Origin of the sequence: Pseudomonas anuradhapurensis, assembly GCF_014269225.2 — a bacterium.
Lineage (GTDB): Bacteria > Pseudomonadota > Gammaproteobacteria > Pseudomonadales > Pseudomonadaceae > Aquipseudomonas > Aquipseudomonas anuradhapurensis.
Genome location: NZ_CP077097.1, coordinates 3,980,060 through 3,995,813 on the forward strand (window position 1 = coordinate 3,980,060; position 15,754 = coordinate 3,995,813).

Here is a 15,754-nt window from a genome sequence, read left to right on the forward strand (position 1 = left end):
GCCCGGCGATCAGCGCGTGCTTGGTGGGTCCTGCAGCCAGGCGACGCAGATCACCCGGATCAACCCGCTGAAATTGCGCACCCCACCCTGGCGCAGGTGCACTTCGCGGTCGACGTAGGACAGCACGGCGCTGACCGAACAGCGGTTGGCCGCAGCGATGCGTTCGAGGATACCCCAGTAGACGGCTTCCAGGCGCAGGCACGTGGAAAAACCGTTGAGCCTGACCGAACGCGACACCGGCTGGGTCTGCTGCATGTCGAAATCCGCCTTGAACGGATCGATGCACTGTTTACCGGGCCAGCACCCCTGGCCAGCCACACGCTTGCTCGCTTGCATCATGCGCCACTTCTCCTCGTCACAGGTAGCAGGTGGCCTATGAAGCGCTGACGAGCGCGGTGAGAGCAGCGGCAAAATGTTCCTGATCAGAATCCACGGCGGATGTGCGCCAGGCAGGAGCGGCCTGGCGTCGCGATGGGCTGCGCAGCAGCCCGGCGATTGGTGCACTTACGCTGAACCTTGGGGCTGCTGCGCAGCCCATCGCGACGCAAGGCCGCTCCTACAGACAGACTGGCGATTACTGGCCGTCGAGCAGCACTCGCAACATCCAGGCGGTCTTCTCATGCACCTGCATGCGCTGGGTCAGCAGGTCGGCGGTCGGTTCGTCACTGACCTTGTCCACCACCGGGAAGATGCTGCGCGCGGTACGCACCACAGCCTCCTGGCCCTGCACCAGCTGACGGATCATCTCGTCTGCAGGCGGTACCCCTTCCTCCTCCTTGATCGAGGAGTGCCGCGCATAGAAGGCATAGGACCCCGGCGCCGGGAAGCCCAGGGCGCGAATGCGCTCGGCGATCGAGTCGACCGCCAGCGCCAGCTCGTTGTACTGCTCTTCGAACATCAGGTGCAGGGTGCGGAACGACGGGCCGGTGACGTTCCAATGGAAGTTATGGGTTTTCAGATACAGCACATAGGTATCCGACAACAGGCGGGACAGCCCATCGACGATGGACTTGCGATCTTCTTCACTGATACCGATATCGATTGCCATGAAGTTCCCCTTTCCATAAGGCTTGAGACTCAAGCGGGTGCCGACCACTTTAGCAACACTTGACGCAGGGTGCATGCGACATGGCGCAGCACAGCGCCTGGCAGCCTGTGGTTTGAGTAGCCTGCGGCTTTACTGTTAAATAGGCAGCGTGCCACCCGTGCGGACTGTCATTGCCGGGTGCATAGGCCGGCCTGTCACGTGTTCGCGCTCTACACCTCATGCGCACCGCGCCGCCGGCTCTTCCTGTGACCAGCCTTATCAACTGTGAGCCAACCCATGTTCAAGATCGTCCATCTGGTGACGGGCGTGGCAGCCTTGCTGCTATCGCTCATACCCAGCCTGAAAACCGATGCAACTCCCTTCCTGCAGCAACCCGATGCGGTCTACCTGGCCCTGCTCGGCCTGCTCAACCTGATCCTGGCCCCGGTGCTGCCGCTGTACTATCGCGGCGCCCGCCAGCAGTTGCAGCACCTGGCTTGCGCGCTGCTGGTGGTGGCGGTGGTAGTGCAGACCCTGACCCTGCTGGCCCGCCCGGAAATGGGCAACCTCGCCGCACTGGTCTGCGCCGCCCTGGCCGTGGCCGCACACCTGGCCGCAGGCCTGGCCCGCAGCCCGCGCAAGGCACGCGCCAGCCAGCCCGCCACGCAGGACTCCGGCAACCGTGATACCGGTACCGTCAAGTGGTTCAACACGTCCAAAGGCTTCGGCTTCATTTCCCGCGATTCGGGCGATGATATCTTCGTGCACTTTCGCGCCATTCGCGGCGAAGGCCACCGCATCCTGGTCGAGGGCCAGCGCGTGGAGTTTTCGGTGATGCACCGCGACAAGGGCCTGCAGGCCGAAGACGTGGTCGCTGTGACCCGCCGCTGATCATCTGCAACGGCTATCCCTGCAAGGCGGGCTCGCCGGCCTTGCAGGGCTGCTGCTCATCCAGCCGTATCGGCTTCAATAATGAGGCGGCGGCGCCTCTTCCCCTTCGTTGCCGTACTGGCCGACCATCTCTTCGTAACGCTTGATCAGCTCGGCCATCTGCAATTGCAGGCGCTCGATCACCCGTGCCTGCTCGACCACAACGTCATTCAGCGCCTGGATGGCGTCATCCTGGAACGCCTGGCGGGTTTCCAGCTCGACCACTCGCATTTCCAACGACATATCAGGCCTCTAGGTAACCTTCGAGTTTCAATTCACCCAGGCGCTGGCGTATGGCTTGCACCTGCTCGTCGCCATACGCCACTGCCGGGCACTTGCCCCACACCGGCGCAGGCCAGGCAGCGTCGTGGTGGTGACGCACGATTACGTGCACATGCAGCTGACTGACCACATTGCCAAGGGCGGCAACGTTCATCTTGTCGGCGTTGTAGCTGGCCTTCAGCGCCCCAGCCAGGTAGCTGGCTTCCTGCCACAACTGCTGCTGGTCCGCCGCATCCAGTTCGAACACCTCACGGATACCAGCACGCCGGGGCACCAGGATGAACCAGGGGTAGTTGGCATCGCTGCTCAGCAGCAACTGACACAGCGGAAAATTTCCCAGCACCAGGCAATCCTGCTGCAAACGCGAATCGAGGACGAACACGGCATATCTCCTTGAGGCAGAACCCACCCGCTACACGCGGAATACAGGGCAGCAAGGATACCTTGCACGTTCCCGGTAACACAGCGCTACTTTTCGCACCAAAATGAGGCCTGCTGCGCCTCACTCACCACCCATAAATGACTCTGGTTGAACTAGTTGCGGTAACACATTGACTTTCATGGCAGCTTTTTTGATTCGAATGATTATCGGCTGCGATAGCATCACAACCCGCTTCGCCCCGTGTTTACGGTACCTTCCGACCTCCGGTAGCAGATTTTGTGAAAATTTCATGAAGTGTTGCGTATTTTGAGCACGCTTGTTGCATTCCCTCCACGCCAAGTCGGCACGACATCTGCTACGGCAGCTGTACGCGACAAATGACAACAGCGGCATTGGTTACCAGGGAGTTTGCCGCGCCTGCCTGCATGTACAAATGCAAGGCGGCGACGGAAACAACGCTGGCGTTGTACGACCCTTTACCGGGGCGTGATTTGCGACATGGAAACACCTGTAAGCGACATGGCAAAAAAGTTCCGTAAAGGATGCATATAGCCATATCGCCAACAACAGTCAGCGTGCTATACATTTTCGCCGACATAACAAGAAAGAGCTGCACCATATAACTAAAACAGATGGCCGCAGCGGTACTCTTCCTAAAAACCAAAGGAGCAAATCACGATGCGCGTGATGAAGTGGAGCATGATCGCCCTGGCCGTTGCGGCAGGCACCTCGCAGTTGGCTTTGGCCTCTTCCCAGGACGAGTCCAAAGGCTTCATCGAAGACAGTACGCTGAACCTGAAGACCCGCGCCATGTACATGAACCGCGACTTCAAGCACGGCGCAGGCAACATCGCCGACCCAAGCAAATCCAGCGGTTTCAAGAGCGGCCACCGCGAAGATAGCGGCGCCTCGCTGCTGGGCGTCTTCGAATCCGGTTACACCCAGGGCACCATCGGTGTCGGCCTCGACGTGATGGCCATGGGCAGCGTCAAGTTCGATGGCGGCAAGGGCACCTCAGGCAACGGCCTGTTCCGCACCGACAGCGACGGCCACCCGGAAGATTCGCAGGGCAAAGGCGGCGCAGCCGTCAAGTTCCGCCTGTCCGACACCACCCTGAAGTACGGCCGCCAGTTCGTGGCCAGCCCGGTCTTCGCAACCGACGACAGCCGCCTGCTGCCAGAAGTGGCTGAAGGTACCTTGATCACCAGCAAGGAAATCAAAGGCCTCGAGCTGACCGCAGGTCGCTTCACCGCGCTGAGCTCGCAGACCGGCATGGGCAAGGACAGCATCAACGGCCCGCACTCGCCAGGCCTGACTTCGGCCAACATTGCTGGCGCGACCTACTCGTTCACCGACAACTTCATCGGCACCTTGGCAGCCTCTGACGTTGATGACTACTTCAAGAAGCAGTACATCAACCTCAACTACAACCTGCCGATCGATGACAGCCAGGCGCTGAACTTCGACTTCAACGGCTACCGCTCCAAAGACCAGGGCCAGGCCCTGTACGGCGAGCTGGACAACAAACTCTGGAGCCTGGCAGCTGCCTACAGCCTCGGCGGCCACAAATTCACCCTGGCCTATCAGCGCTCCAGCGGTGATACCGGCTACCTGTACGGCGTCGATGGTAACGGCACCATCTTCGTGTCCAACTCCATCCAGATCTCCGACTTCGTCGGCCGTGAAGAAAAATCCTGGCAGGCCCGTTACGACCTGAACATGGCTTCCTACGGCGTGCCTGGCCTGAGCTTCATGACTCGCTATGTCTACGGTGACAACATCGAGACCCTGGCGAACACCGAAGGCAAGGAACACGAACTGAACGTCGAGTCCAAGTACGTGATCCAGGAAGGCCCAGCCAAGGACCTGTCGTTCCGCGTACGCTATGCCGTGTACCGCGCCAACGATGCGTACGAAGCCGAGTACGCTAAAGACAACAACGACCTGCGCCTGATCGTGGAATACCCGCTGAGCATCCTGTAAGCCTGGCTTGCAGTGCCCCGCACCTGAAAAAGCCCGGCGATCACGCCGGGCTTTTTCTTGGCTGACAAGCGTCACGCCCTGGGGCATCCTGTACGCCTTCGTTTCGCCCCCGTACAATGCGGGGTCATTTCAATGTCTTAGGCAATCGACACGGCTCACCATGCGCACCAGTCAATATTTGCTCGCCACCCAGAAAGAAACCCCTGCCGACGCAGTGGTCATCAGCCATCAGCTCATGCTGCGTGCCGGCATGATCCGCAAACTGGCCTCCGGCCTGTACACCTGGCTGCCGATGGGCTTGCGGGTGATGCGCAAGGTCGAGGCCGTGGTGCGTGAGGAAATGAACGCCGCCGGCGCCCTGGAAGTGCTGATGCCCAGCATCCAGCCCGCCGAACTGTGGCAGGAATCCGGCCGCTGGGAACAGTACGGCCCCGAGCTGCTGCGCCTGAAGGACCGCCACCAGCGCGACTTCTGCGTCGGCCCGACCCACGAAGAAGTCATCACCGACCTGGCCCGCAACGAGCTGTCCAGCTATAAACAGCTGCCGCTCAACATGTACCAGATCCAGACCAAGTTCCGTGACGAGATCCGCCCGCGCTTCGGCCTGATGCGCGGCCGTGAATTCATCATGAAGGACGCCTACTCGTTCCATGCCGACCAGGCTTCCCTGCAGGAAACCTACGACCGCATGCACCAGGCATACACCAACATCTTCACCCGCCTGGGCCTGGACTTCCGCCCAGTGCAGGCCGACACCGGCTCCATCGGTGGCAGCTACTCGCACGAGTTCCACGTGCTGGCCGAGTCCGGCGAAGACGACGTGATATTCAGCGACAGCTCTGACTACGCCGCCAACATCGAGAAGGCCGAGGCCATCCCGCGGGAAACCGTGCGCCCTGCGCCTACCGAGGAGCTGCGCCTGGTCGACACGCCGAACGCCAAGACCATCGCCCAGCTGGTGGAAAACTTCGGCCTGCCGATCGAAAAAACCGTCAAGACCCTGATCGTGCATGGCGCGGAACAGGGCAAGCTGGTTGCGCTGATCGTGCGTGGCGACCACGAACTCAACGAAATCAAGGCAGCCAAGCTGGAACAGGTAGCCGACCCGCTGGTCATGGCCAGCGACGCCGAACTGCGCGAGGCGATTGGTGCCGGCGCCGGTTCGCTCGGCCCGTTGAACCTGCCGCTGGAAATCATCATCGACCGTTCGGTTGCCCTGATGAGCGACTTCGGCATCGGTGCCAACATCGACGACAAGCACTACTTCGGCGTGAACTGGGAGCGCGACCTGCCGGTGCCACAGGTTGCCGACCTGCGTAACGTGGTCGAAGGCGACCCGAGCCCGGACGGCCAGGGCACCCTGGTGATCAAGCGCGGCATCGAAGTGGGCCACATCTTCCAGCTGGGCACCAAGTACAGCGAGGCACTGAAGTGCCAGGTACTGGGCGAGAACGGCAAGCCGGTCACCCTGGCCATGGGCTGCTACGGTATCGGCGTGTCCCGCGTGGTTGCCGCTGCCATCGAGCAGAACCACGACGACAAGGGCATCATCTGGAATGACGCCCTGGCCCCGTTCCAGATCGCCCTGGTACCGCTGCGCTACGAAACCGACGTGGTCCGCGAGGCGACCGACAAGCTGTATGCCGAGTTGACCGCCGCCGGTTACGAAGTGCTGCTGGACGACCGCGACAAGAAGACCAGCCCCGGCATCAAGTTTGCCGACATGGAGCTGATCGGCATCCCGCACCGCATCGTCGTCAGCGATCGCGGCCTGGCCGAAGGCAACCTGGAATACAAGCACCGCACCGAGCAGGACGCCCAGGCATTGCCGCTCGCCGAAGTGCTGACCTTCCTGCAGGCCCGCGTTCGCCGCTGATAACCAATGCACGAGTGATCATGTACAAGCGAAGTACCTTTACCCTGGGGGGCGCCGCACTGTGCGGCGCCCTGCTCGTCAGCGGTTGCGCCAACCAGATGTCCCAGCGCAGCGACCATGAGGAGCGCGTCGAGCGCAAACTGCTCGAGCACACCCTGCAGATCGATGTCGGCGAGCCGAAGGTGATGGAGCTTCCGCAACGCCGTGTGCGTGTGCATGAGCAGCAGCGCTTCGAAGTCACCGAGTTCGAAGTCACCCGCCGCTATGACCGCTATACGCCCTACCAGCCCTGGCGGGAGATCTACGAGATCCCGCTGGGGGCAGTGGCCGTGGTGGCGGGCGTCGGCGCCAACGTGGTCAACGTCTTCGCCCTGGGCAACCTGCCGGACAGCATCACCCACGACTGGCTCAGCTATGGTGTGGACGGGCTCAACCCGTTCATGAACGTGCCGTCCAACGGCCGTGCCCAGCAGAACCTGGCCGGGATCAGCGAAGTGCAGAAGGGCAAGCGCGAGGAATCCACCAGCGTGCCGTGGAGCGAACGCCTGGTCGAAGTCAAGGCCGGCAGGATGACCCACGAGCTGACCACCGACAGGAATGGCGTGCTGCGCCTGAACCTGCTCGACAGCCCGTTCTCCGAGCAGAACCTCAACCACATCGGCACCCTGCACCTGCAGGTGGTCGACGAGGACAACGCGGTACGTGGCGATGCCAGCCTGCTGGTCAGCGCCACCCTGCGCAACAAGTTGCTCGAGGCCCACGAATTGATCTTCGATGACCTTGAGGACGACGACGTCGGCCAATGGGTACACCGGGTCAAGCGCCTGTCCGAACTGGGCCTGGAAGAAGAAGCCAGTGAAATGGAGCAGAGCCTGATCGAGCTGACTCGCAACGATCCGGAGCTGCAGCAGGAGTTTCTGCAGTCACTGACCAAGGCCACTGGCCGCCTGGTCGCTGACCCTGGCGCGCAATAACCGGCATCACGCACTACCTGGTAGGAGCGGCCTTGTGTCGCGATGGGCTGCGAAGCAGCCCCGGCAATTCATGCATCAAGGCTGAAATCATGGGGCTGCTTCGCAGCCCATCGCGACACAAGGCCGCTCCTACAGGGGCCGCGTTAAATTGGCGGGCCATTTATCGAGGCGGGAACAGCTCCAGCTGCTCATGCGCCCCGCGCAAATCGCGCAACCTCACCCCCACCCCCAGCAAGCGTACCGGCTTGCCCCCACGGGCAAACGCCTGCCCCAGCAATTGCCGATAACTCTCCAGGTCCCGGCCTGCCCCGGCCTGCTCCAGGGTGGTCTGGCTGAAGTCATGGAACTTGACCTTGACGAAGGGTTTTTCCGGCCGGTAACTGCTGTCCATGCGGGCGATGCGCTCGTCCAGGCTGGCCAGCAGTTCGGGCAACCGAGCCAGGCAACTGGCCAAGTCCGGCAAGTCGGTGTCGTAGGTGTTTTCCACGCTGACTGACTGGCGGCGGCTGTCATTGTGTACCGCACGCTCATCGATACCACGCGCCAGCCCCCACAAGCGCTCGCCAAAACTGCCGAACTCACGCACCAGCGCCAGCCGCGACCATTCGCGCAGCTCCAGGCAGGTGTCGATCCCCAGCCGCGTCAGCTTGTCTGCCGTCACCTTGCCCACCCCGTGCAACCTGGCCACCGGCAAGGCCGCGACGAATGCTTCCACTTCGCCCGGGGTAATCACGAACAGCCCGTTGGGCTTGCGCCAGTCACTGGCGATCTTGGCCAGGAACTTGTTCGGCGCCACACCAGCCGAGACAGTGATATGCAGGGTGCGGGCGACGCGGCGACGAATATCCTCGGCGATGCGCGTGGCACTGCCCGAATACCACTGGCTGTCCGTCACATCCAGGTATGCCTCGTCCAGCGACAACGGTTCGATCAGCTCGGTGTAGTCACGGAAGATCGTGTGGATTTCCCGCGAGGCCTCACGGTAGGCCTCGAAGCGCGGCTTGACGATCAACAGGTCGGGGCACAGTTTCAGGGCATGCCGTGAGGACATGGCCGAACGCACACCATAGGCGCGCGCCTCATAGTTGCAAGTGGCAATCACCCCACGGTGATCCGGTGAGCCCCCTACTGCCATCGGCCGTCCGGCCAGGCGCGGGTCGTCACGCATTTCGATGGCGGCATAGAAGCAATCGCAGTCGACATGGATGATCTTGCGCAAGGACATGGATGACCGTCAGCACTGTAAATTCATACAGATAGTATCGCATGCGTACTGTTATGAAACAGCTCACCCGCGTCGGCACGCGATAATCGGCCTGAAAGCCCCGTCGTGCCTGAGCTGCACGCGACTGAAGACGCTAAGGGGTTGAACAAAAAAGGTTTTTCCGCAATATTTGCTTGACAATGGGAAGCAAATCCGTAGAATTCGATCTCACAGGCGCGGGATGGAGCAGCCTGGTAGCTCGTCGGGCTCATAACCCGAAGGTCGTCGGTTCAAATCCGGCTCCCGCAACCAGATTCGAGAAAAGGCCACTGTTAACGCAGTGGCCTTTTTCTTTGTGCGCAGAAAACCTCTGCCAGCAAAAATGCTCGAGAAATCAAACGTTAGCGCTTGACACCCCCGCCACACACTGTAGAATCCGCCCCACTGACGCGGGATGGAGCAGCCTGGTAGCTCGTCGGGCTCATAACCCGAAGGTCGTCGGTTCAAATCCGGCTCCCGCAACCAGATTCAAGAAAAGGCCACTGTAGACACAGTGGCCTTTTTCTTTGCCCGTAAAAATGTGCATCGCTAGCCTGAAACGCAAAAACCTTGACAGCGACTGCTCAAGCTGTAGAATGCGCCCCTCTGACGCGGGATGGAGCAGCCTGGTAGCTCGTCGGGCTCATAACCCGAAGGTCGTCGGTTCAAATCCGGCTCCCGCAACCAGATTCGTCAGAACAAACCCCGCCTGTGTAACAGCAGCGCGGGGTTTGTTGCTTTTCCATCCCCTGCTTTTCGTCGCTGCCGTTTTCCCCGCCTTGCCGCCAACCCGCACGCTTGAGAGCTCGCACCGAGGATGAACTATCTTTAACCCTGCCAGCCCGCTGAAAATGCCGGAGGCCGGAGTAACATTGGATACGTTTTTCTAAGGGACTATCACTTGGCCATCTCTTCCGTTCTCCTCGCGCTGCCAGCCCGGGGCAATCCATGACTTCGCACAATCCCGAAACGCCGGTGCCGCTCGCCTCGGCACTACCCGGTGCCGCGCAGCGCCTGCCCTTGCTCGAACGCCTGAGCCGCTATCGCCAGCCGATTGGCCTGATGGTGACCCTGGTATTGTTCGCCATGGCCTTGATCGCCTGCCGCCACCTGCTGAGCGAGCTGGACATCTATGCCCTGCACGATGCCATGCTCAGCGTGCCAGCCCAGGCATTGCTGGGTGCGTTACTGGCTACCGTGCTCGGCTTCGTCATTCTGCTGGGTTACGAATGGTCGGCCAGCCGCTATGCCGGCGTGCAGCTGCCGGCGCGCAGCCTGGTGCTGGGCGGTTTCAGTGCCTTTGCCATCGGCAACGCCATCGGCCTGTCGATGCTTTCCGGTGGTTCGGTGCGCTACCGCCTTTATGCACGGCAAGGGGTGGGCGCAGGCGAAGTGGCACGGATGACCGTCTTCGCCAGCCTGTCACTGGGCTGCGCGCTGCCACCGCTGGCCGCCCTGGCGACCTTGACCGATCTGCCGGCAGCCTCGGCCGCCCTGGGCTTGCCAGCTGGCTTGCTGGCAGCTATTGCCAGCGCCGTGCTGCTGCTGTGTGGGGTGATGGTGGTCGGCTTGTACCGCCGACGCCTGGCCGAGCAGCCCTTGGCCGACAACCTGCTGGTACAGCTGGGCCGCCGCACGCTGCGCCTGCCCGGCGCGCGCCTGGCCGCCATGCAACTGCTTATCACTGCGCTGGATGTCGCCGCGGCTGCTACCGTGCTGTATCTGCTGCTACCCGAAGCCCCGCCGTTCGGCGCCTTTGTCCTGGTGTACCTGCTGGCCCTGGCCGCAGGCGTGCTCAGCCACGTACCGGGCGGCGTCGGGGTATTCGAAGCGATCCTGCTGGCAGCCTTCGCCGACCAGCTTGGCGCAGCCCCGCTGGCGGCGGCCCTGCTGCTGTATCGGCTGATCTACGTCGTGCTGCCCCTGCTGCTGGCCTGCGTGTTGCTGCTGGCCAACGAAGCCCGGCGCCTGCTGTTCGCCCAGCAGGCGATCAAGGCGGCTTCCGGGCTGGCGGCGCCAGTTCTGTCGATCCTGGTATTCCTATCCGGTGTGGTGCTGCTGTTTTCCGGGGCCACGCCCGAGATCGACACGCGCCTGGAGCACATGGGCTTCCTGGTGCCGCACCGCCTGATCGATGCCTCGCACTTCGGCGCCAGCCTGATCGGCGTGCTGTGCCTGTTGCTGGCCCAAGGCCTGCGCCGACGCCTGTCCGCCGCTTGGCTGCTGACCACGGTACTGCTGCTGGTCGGCGCGCTGCTGTCGCTGCTCAAGGGGTTCGACTGGGAAGAAGCCAGCCTGCTGACCTCGACCGCCGCCCTGCTCGCCCTGTTCCGCCGTTCTTTCTATCGCCCCAGCCGCTTGCTGGAACTGCCGTTCTCGCCAGTGTTCCTGGTGGCCAGCGCCTGCGTGGTCGGGGCATCGGTATGGCTGTTGCTGTTCGCCTACCAGGATGTGCCCTACAGCCATCAGCTGTGGTGGCAGTTCACCCTTGATGCCGACGCGCCACGTGGCCTGCGCGCCGCCATGGGTAGCGCACTGCTGCTGGCGGCCGTGGCTCTGACCTGGTTGCTGCGCACCGCACCGCCTGTGATCCACCTGCCCGATGAACAGGAACTGCAGCGCGCCAACCGCATTCTGCTGGCCTCTGACCAGCCCGATGGCGGCCTGGCCCTGACCGGCGACAAGGCGCTGCTGTTCCACCCGGGCGACAACGCCTTCCTCATGTACGCGCGCCGTGGCCGCAGCCTGGTGGCCCTGTATGACCCGATCGGCCCGGCCCAGGAACGCGCCGAGATGATCTGGCAATTCCGTGACCTGTGCGACCTGCACCATGCCCGGCCGGTGTTCTACCAGGTGCGCGCCGAGAACCTGCCGTTCTACATGGACATCGGCCTGACCGCTCTGAAACTGGGCGAAGAAGCACGGGTCGACCTGCGCCGTTTCGACCTGGAAGCCAAGGGCAAGGAGATGAAGGACCTGCGCTACACCTGGAACCGCGGCGGCCGTGACGGTTTGAGCCTGGAAATCCACGAACCCGGCCACGCCCCGCTGGCAGAGCTGAAGGAAATTTCCGATGCCTGGCTCGGCGGCAAGAACGTCCGCGAGAAAGGCTTCTCGCTGGGGCGCTTCAGCCCTGAGTACCTGCAGCACTTCCGCATTGCCCTGATCCGCTTCCAGGGCCGCCCGGTGGCCTTCGCCAACCTGCTGGAAACCCACGGCAAGGAGCTGGCCAGCCTCGACCTGATGCGCGCGCACCCCGAGGCGCCGAAGCTGACCATGGAATTCATGATGATCGGCCTGATCCTGCACTACAAAAGCCATGACTACGCCCGCTTCAGCCTGGGCATGGTACCGCTTTCCGGCCTGCAGCCGCGGCGTGGCGCACCGCTGACCCAGCGCCTGGGTTCGATGGTGTTCCGCCGCGGCGAGCAGCTGTACAACTTCCAGGGGCTCCGTCGCTTCAAGGACAAATTCCAACCGGACTGGGAACCCCGCTACATGGCCGTGCCGGCCGGGCTTGACCCGCTGGTGGCACTGGCCGACACCGCCGCCCTGATCGCAGGCGGCTTGACTGGATTGGTGAAACGTTGATGACCCGTCGCTTTTGGCTGTACTTGCTGATTCCCCTGCTGCTGGCCGCCCTGGGGGGTGCGCTGGCGTTCTGGCTGTGGACGCACCCGGCCCCCGAGGCGCGCCTGGAGCAACTGAGCATCAATGACACGCCGATTACCCGCGTGACGCCAGGCGTGCACCCCAAGGCCCGGGTGGCCATCGGTGTGCCGCAGGACCAGGCACTGACCGACAAGCAGCTGCTGGACTTGGCCAAGGCCGGCGAAGCGCAACTGGTGCAGGTGATCCTGCCGCCCAATGACTGCAGCAAGCAGCAGCAAGCCATGGACCAGGCCCTGGCCCAGTTGCCGCAGAAGCCGACCCTGGTTGCCGGTATCGGCCCTGGCGCGGCCCAGGCCTGGCGCTGGCTGGCCAGCCAGAATGACGACAAGGCGCGGGCGATTTCAGTGGACTTCAGCCTGGAACAACCCGGTTGCCAGGCGCCACTGCCGAAATCGGCCGCCCACGGGCACTGGAATGTCGCCTGGAACGACAACCCGGATGACGCCAGCGCCGCTTTCGTGCGTGACCAGGCCAATGCTGAAACCAGCATCAGCGACTACGACATCCACCTGCCCCAGGTGCTCAAGGCGCAACTGACCCAGGCCCTGGTCGGCCACGACGGCAACGCCCTGGCCATCCCGGTGGTCGAGGTGCCTGCCGGGCAAACCACCGACACGGTCACCCTGTTCCTCTCGGGTGATGGCGGCTGGCGTGACCTGGACCGTGACGTGGCCGGGGAAATGGCCAAGCTGGGCTACCCGGTGGTGGGCATCGACACGCTGCGCTACTACTGGCAGCACAAGACCCCGGAACAAAGCGCCGCCGACCTGTCCGAGCTGATGCAGCATTACCGGCAGAAATGGGGCACCAAGCGCTTCGTGCTGACCGGCTATTCGTTCGGTGCCGACGTGCTGCCGGCGATCTACAACCGCCTGCCGGTCGAGGACCAGCAGCGTATCGACGCGGTGATGCTGCTGGCCTTTGCCCGCAGTGGCAGCTTCGAGATCGAAGTCGAAGGCTGGCTCGGCAAGGAAGGCCAGGAAGCCCCGACCGGGCCGGAAATGGCCAGGCTGCCGGCGTCCAAGGTGGTGTGCGTGTACGGCGTCGAGGAAACCGACGAGAGCGGCTGCACCGACAAGACTGCGGTAGGCGAGCGTCTGAAACTGCCAGGTGGGCACCACTTCGACGAGAACTACCCGGCACTGGCCAAGCGCCTGATCGGCGAGATCGAGACGCGTCAGGGCAAGTCGAACGTGGCTGCACAGAACTGATAGCCCCTGAGGCCCATTCGCGGGCACACCCGCTCCCACAGGTACTGAAGCCGCGCTTGCAGGCGTGGCTTCAGCCGCGATCACCGGCACAGCCGGTGCCAGCCACCGCACCGCCTGCTTCGCGGATAAATCCGCTCCTACAGTTTGAATGCCTTAAGAGCCCGCGCCTGCCCTGAAAATCAGATTTCGACCTGGGTCCCCAACTCGATCACCCGGTTCAACGGCAGGTTGAAGAAGCGCAGGTTGCCGTTGGCGTTCTTCAACAGGAATGCGAACAGGTTGCCGCGCCAGCGCGACATACCCTCCAGCCGCGATGCGATCACCGTCTCGCGGCTGAGGAAGTAGGTGGTGCGCATCGGGGTGAAGTCCAGCTCGTCCAGGTGGCACAGGCGCAACGCCGCCGGCACATCCGGTTCATCCATGAAGCCAAAGTGCAACAGCACGCGGAAGAACCCGTCGCCATAGGCCTCCACCTCAAAACGCTCCTGCTCCGGCACCCGCGGCCGGTCCTCGCTGACCACCGTCAACAGTACCACCTGGCTGTGCAGCACCTGGTTATGCAGCATGTTGTGCAACAGCGCATGGGGCACGGCATCGGAGCGCGCCGTGAGGAACACCGCCGTGCCTTCGACCCGGTGCGGCGGCTGGATGCGGATACTGCTGATGAACAGTTGCAGCGGCAGCGCGCCTTCGTCGATACGCTCCACCAGGATCTGCTTGCCGCGTTTCCAGGTACTCATCAGCAGGTACAGCACGCCCCCTGCCAGCACCGGGAAGGCACCGCCCTGGGCAATCTTCGGCACGTTGGCAGCAAAGAACAGCCCGTCGACCAGCAGGAACCCCAGCAGAATCGGCACTGCCAGCAGCGGCGGCCACTTCCACAGCAGCAGCATCACCGCCGATACCAGGATAGTGGTCATCAGCATGGTACCGGTCACCGCCACGCCATAGGCCGCCGCCAGGGCGCCGGACGACTCGAAACCAACCACCAGCAATACCACGCCGACCATCAACGTCCAGTTGATCGCGCCAATGTAGATCTGCCCCTGTTCGTCACTGGAGGTGTGCTGGATCTGCATCCGCGGGATATAGCCCAGCTGGATGGCCTGGCGGGTCAGGGAAAACGCCCCGGAGATCACCGCCTGCGAAGCAATCACCGTGGCCAGGGTCGCCAGGCCGACCATCGGCAGCAGCGCCCAGCCCGGCGCCAGCAGGTAGAACGGGTTACGGGCGGCCTCCGCATCCTGCAGCAGCAACGCGCCCTGGCCAAAGTAGTTGAGCACCAGCCCCGGCAGCACCAGGGCAAACCAGGCCCGGGCGATCGGCTTGCGGCCAAAGTGGCCCATGTCGGCATACAGCGCCTCGGCACCGGTCAGCGCCAGCACCACCGCCCCGAGAATGGCGACGCCCATGCCGGGGTGAACCACGAAGAAGTTCACCGCCCAGATCGGGTTGAATGCCTTGAGCACTTCCGGGCTCTGCGAGATGCCATACACCCCCAGCGAGCCCAGCGCCACGAACCAGGTGACCATGATCGGGCCGAACAGCTTGCCGATCTTGTCGGTGCCGTGCTTCTGCACCAGGAACAGCGCTACCAGTATCACCAGCGAAATCGGCACCACCCAGTGGTCGATGCCCTCGAACGCCAGGCCCATGCCTTCCACCGCCGAGAGTACCGACACGGCCGGGGTGATCATGCTGTCGCCGTAGAACAGCGAAGCCCCAATCAAGCCGCACACCACCATCAGCGTGCGCAACCGCGGGTACGCCGCCGTGGCCCGCCGCGCCAATGCGGTCAGTGCCATGGTGCCACCTTCGCCCTGGTTGTCGGCACGCAGGATGAACATCACGTACTTGAACGACACCACCCATAACAGCGACCAGAGGATCAGCGATAGAATCCCCAGCACGCCGTCATGGTTGACCGGCACCCCGTAACCGCCGGTGAAGACTTCCTTGAGGGTATATAACGGGCTGGTACCGATATCGCCATAAACCACCCCGACCGCTGCCACCAGCAGGCTCAGCGACCGCGTCGCGCCCTGCTTCCCCTCGTGCCCGCCCTCGGCGTGACTGCTTGCCTGAACCATCGACCACTCCCGCAGACGGCCTTGTAGACCTTGGTATTCTCAATTCCTGCCCAGGCTGGCCTGCAACCTGGCGCAATGGCGCGA

12 protein-coding genes and 3 tRNA genes are annotated in these 15,754 nt (G+C 63.0%); 9 read left to right on the plus strand and 6 right to left on the minus strand.

The features are described 5' to 3' along the window. Positions 1-9: 9 nt before the first annotated feature. Positions 10-339 carry a ribbon-helix-helix domain-containing protein gene (locus HU763_RS18255; RefSeq protein ID WP_186687954.1) on the minus strand — a complete coding sequence of 110 codons (330 nt, stop codon included), beginning with the start codon at positions 337-339 and terminating at the stop codon, positions 10-12. Between the two features lie 235 nt (positions 340-574). Beyond that, complete coding sequence (locus HU763_RS18260) at positions 575-1,048, minus strand: Dps family protein (RefSeq protein ID WP_170031573.1); 474 nt, start codon at positions 1,046-1,048, stop codon at positions 575-577. 276 nt (positions 1,049-1,324) lie between these two features. Between HU763_RS18260 and HU763_RS24875 the strand changes: the two genes are divergently transcribed. Further along, on the plus strand, positions 1,325-1,918 hold the full coding sequence (locus HU763_RS24875; RefSeq protein ID WP_186687957.1) for a cold-shock protein: 594 nt from the start codon (positions 1,325-1,327) through the stop codon (positions 1,916-1,918). Positions 1,919-1,993: 75 nt separating this feature from the next. Here HU763_RS24875 and HU763_RS18270 read toward each other — a convergent pair whose 3' ends face one another. Further along, the gene (locus HU763_RS18270; protein WP_186687960.1) at positions 1,994-2,200 is read right to left on the minus strand and encodes a SlyX family protein; all 207 of its coding nucleotides are present in this window, start codon (positions 2,198-2,200) and stop codon (positions 1,994-1,996) included. A 1-nt stretch (position 2,201) separates the two neighbouring features. After that, a complete protein-coding gene (locus HU763_RS18275; RefSeq protein WP_186687963.1) occupies positions 2,202-2,621 on the minus strand; it encodes an HIT domain-containing protein in 420 nt (139 codons plus the stop codon). Between the two features lie 678 nt (positions 2,622-3,299). On the opposite strand from HU763_RS18275, the gene HU763_RS18280 reads away from it, so the two are divergent. From HU763_RS18280 to HU763_RS18290, 3 genes are all read left to right on the plus strand, one after another. Then, entirely contained in the window at positions 3,300-4,604 is a 1,305-nt protein-coding gene (locus HU763_RS18280; RefSeq protein WP_186675961.1) for an OprD family porin, read from the plus strand. Positions 4,605-4,764: 160 nt separating this feature from the next. After that, positions 4,765-6,480, plus strand: coding sequence for a proline--tRNA ligase (locus HU763_RS18285; RefSeq protein WP_170031588.1), 1,716 nt, complete (start codon positions 4,765-4,767; stop codon positions 6,478-6,480). A 20-nt stretch (positions 6,481-6,500) separates the two neighbouring features. Next, the gene (locus HU763_RS18290; protein WP_170031591.1) at positions 6,501-7,454 is read left to right on the plus strand and encodes a hypothetical protein; all 954 of its coding nucleotides are present in this window, start codon (positions 6,501-6,503) and stop codon (positions 7,452-7,454) included. Between the two features lie 160 nt (positions 7,455-7,614). Here HU763_RS18290 and dinB read toward each other — a convergent pair whose 3' ends face one another. Beyond that, positions 7,615-8,673, minus strand: coding sequence for a DNA polymerase IV (gene dinB / locus HU763_RS18295; protein ID WP_186688139.1), 1,059 nt, complete (start codon positions 8,671-8,673; stop codon positions 7,615-7,617). Positions 8,674-8,893: 220 nt separating this feature from the next. Here dinB and HU763_RS18300 point away from each other — a divergent pair. From HU763_RS18300 to HU763_RS18320, 5 genes are all read left to right on the plus strand, one after another. Then, positions 8,894-8,970, plus strand: a tRNA-Met gene (locus tag HU763_RS18300). A gap of 136 nt (positions 8,971-9,106) precedes the next feature. Then, a tRNA-Met gene (locus HU763_RS18305) sits at positions 9,107-9,183 on the plus strand. A 124-nt stretch (positions 9,184-9,307) separates the two neighbouring features. Continuing rightward, a tRNA-Met gene (locus HU763_RS18310) sits at positions 9,308-9,384 on the plus strand. 261 nt (positions 9,385-9,645) lie between these two features. Next, the gene (mprF, locus tag HU763_RS18315; protein WP_186687965.1) at positions 9,646-12,288 is read left to right on the plus strand and encodes a bifunctional lysylphosphatidylglycerol flippase/synthetase MprF; all 2,643 of its coding nucleotides are present in this window, start codon (positions 9,646-9,648) and stop codon (positions 12,286-12,288) included. Then, positions 12,288-13,580, plus strand: a complete 1,293-nt coding sequence (locus HU763_RS18320; RefSeq protein ID WP_186687967.1) for a virulence factor family protein — start codon at positions 12,288-12,290, stop codon at positions 13,578-13,580. Before mprF ends, HU763_RS18320 begins: the two co-directional genes overlap by 1 nt. A gap of 179 nt (positions 13,581-13,759) precedes the next feature. On the opposite strand, the gene HU763_RS18325 is transcribed toward HU763_RS18320, so the two are convergent. After that, the gene (locus tag HU763_RS18325; RefSeq protein WP_186687969.1) at positions 13,760-15,670 is read right to left on the minus strand and encodes a potassium transporter Kup; all 1,911 of its coding nucleotides are present in this window, start codon (positions 15,668-15,670) and stop codon (positions 13,760-13,762) included. Positions 15,671-15,754: the final 84 nt, after the last annotated feature.

Coding starts and splice junctions, on each gene's coding strand:
- HU763_RS18290 (WP_170031591.1), top strand. CDS start 6,501: ATGTACAAGCGAAGTACCTTTACCCTGGGGGGCGCCGCACTGTGCGGC.
- HU763_RS18325 (WP_186687969.1), bottom strand. CDS start 15,670: ATGGTTCAGGCAAGCAGTCACGCCGAGGGCGGGCACGAGGGGAAGCAG.
- HU763_RS18260 (WP_170031573.1), bottom strand. CDS start 1,048: ATGGCAATCGATATCGGTATCAGTGAAGAAGATCGCAAGTCCATCGTC.
- HU763_RS18280 (WP_186675961.1), top strand. CDS start 3,300: ATGCGCGTGATGAAGTGGAGCATGATCGCCCTGGCCGTTGCGGCAGGC.
- HU763_RS18255 (WP_186687954.1), bottom strand. CDS start 339: ATGATGCAAGCGAGCAAGCGTGTGGCTGGCCAGGGGTGCTGGCCCGGT.
- HU763_RS24875 (WP_186687957.1), top strand. CDS start 1,325: ATGTTCAAGATCGTCCATCTGGTGACGGGCGTGGCAGCCTTGCTGCTA.
- HU763_RS18320 (WP_186687967.1), top strand. CDS start 12,288: ATGACCCGTCGCTTTTGGCTGTACTTGCTGATTCCCCTGCTGCTGGCC.
- HU763_RS18285 (WP_170031588.1), top strand. CDS start 4,765: ATGCGCACCAGTCAATATTTGCTCGCCACCCAGAAAGAAACCCCTGCC.
- mprF (WP_186687965.1), top strand. CDS start 9,646: ATGACTTCGCACAATCCCGAAACGCCGGTGCCGCTCGCCTCGGCACTA.
- HU763_RS18270 (WP_186687960.1), bottom strand. CDS start 2,200: ATGTCGTTGGAAATGCGAGTGGTCGAGCTGGAAACCCGCCAGGCGTTC.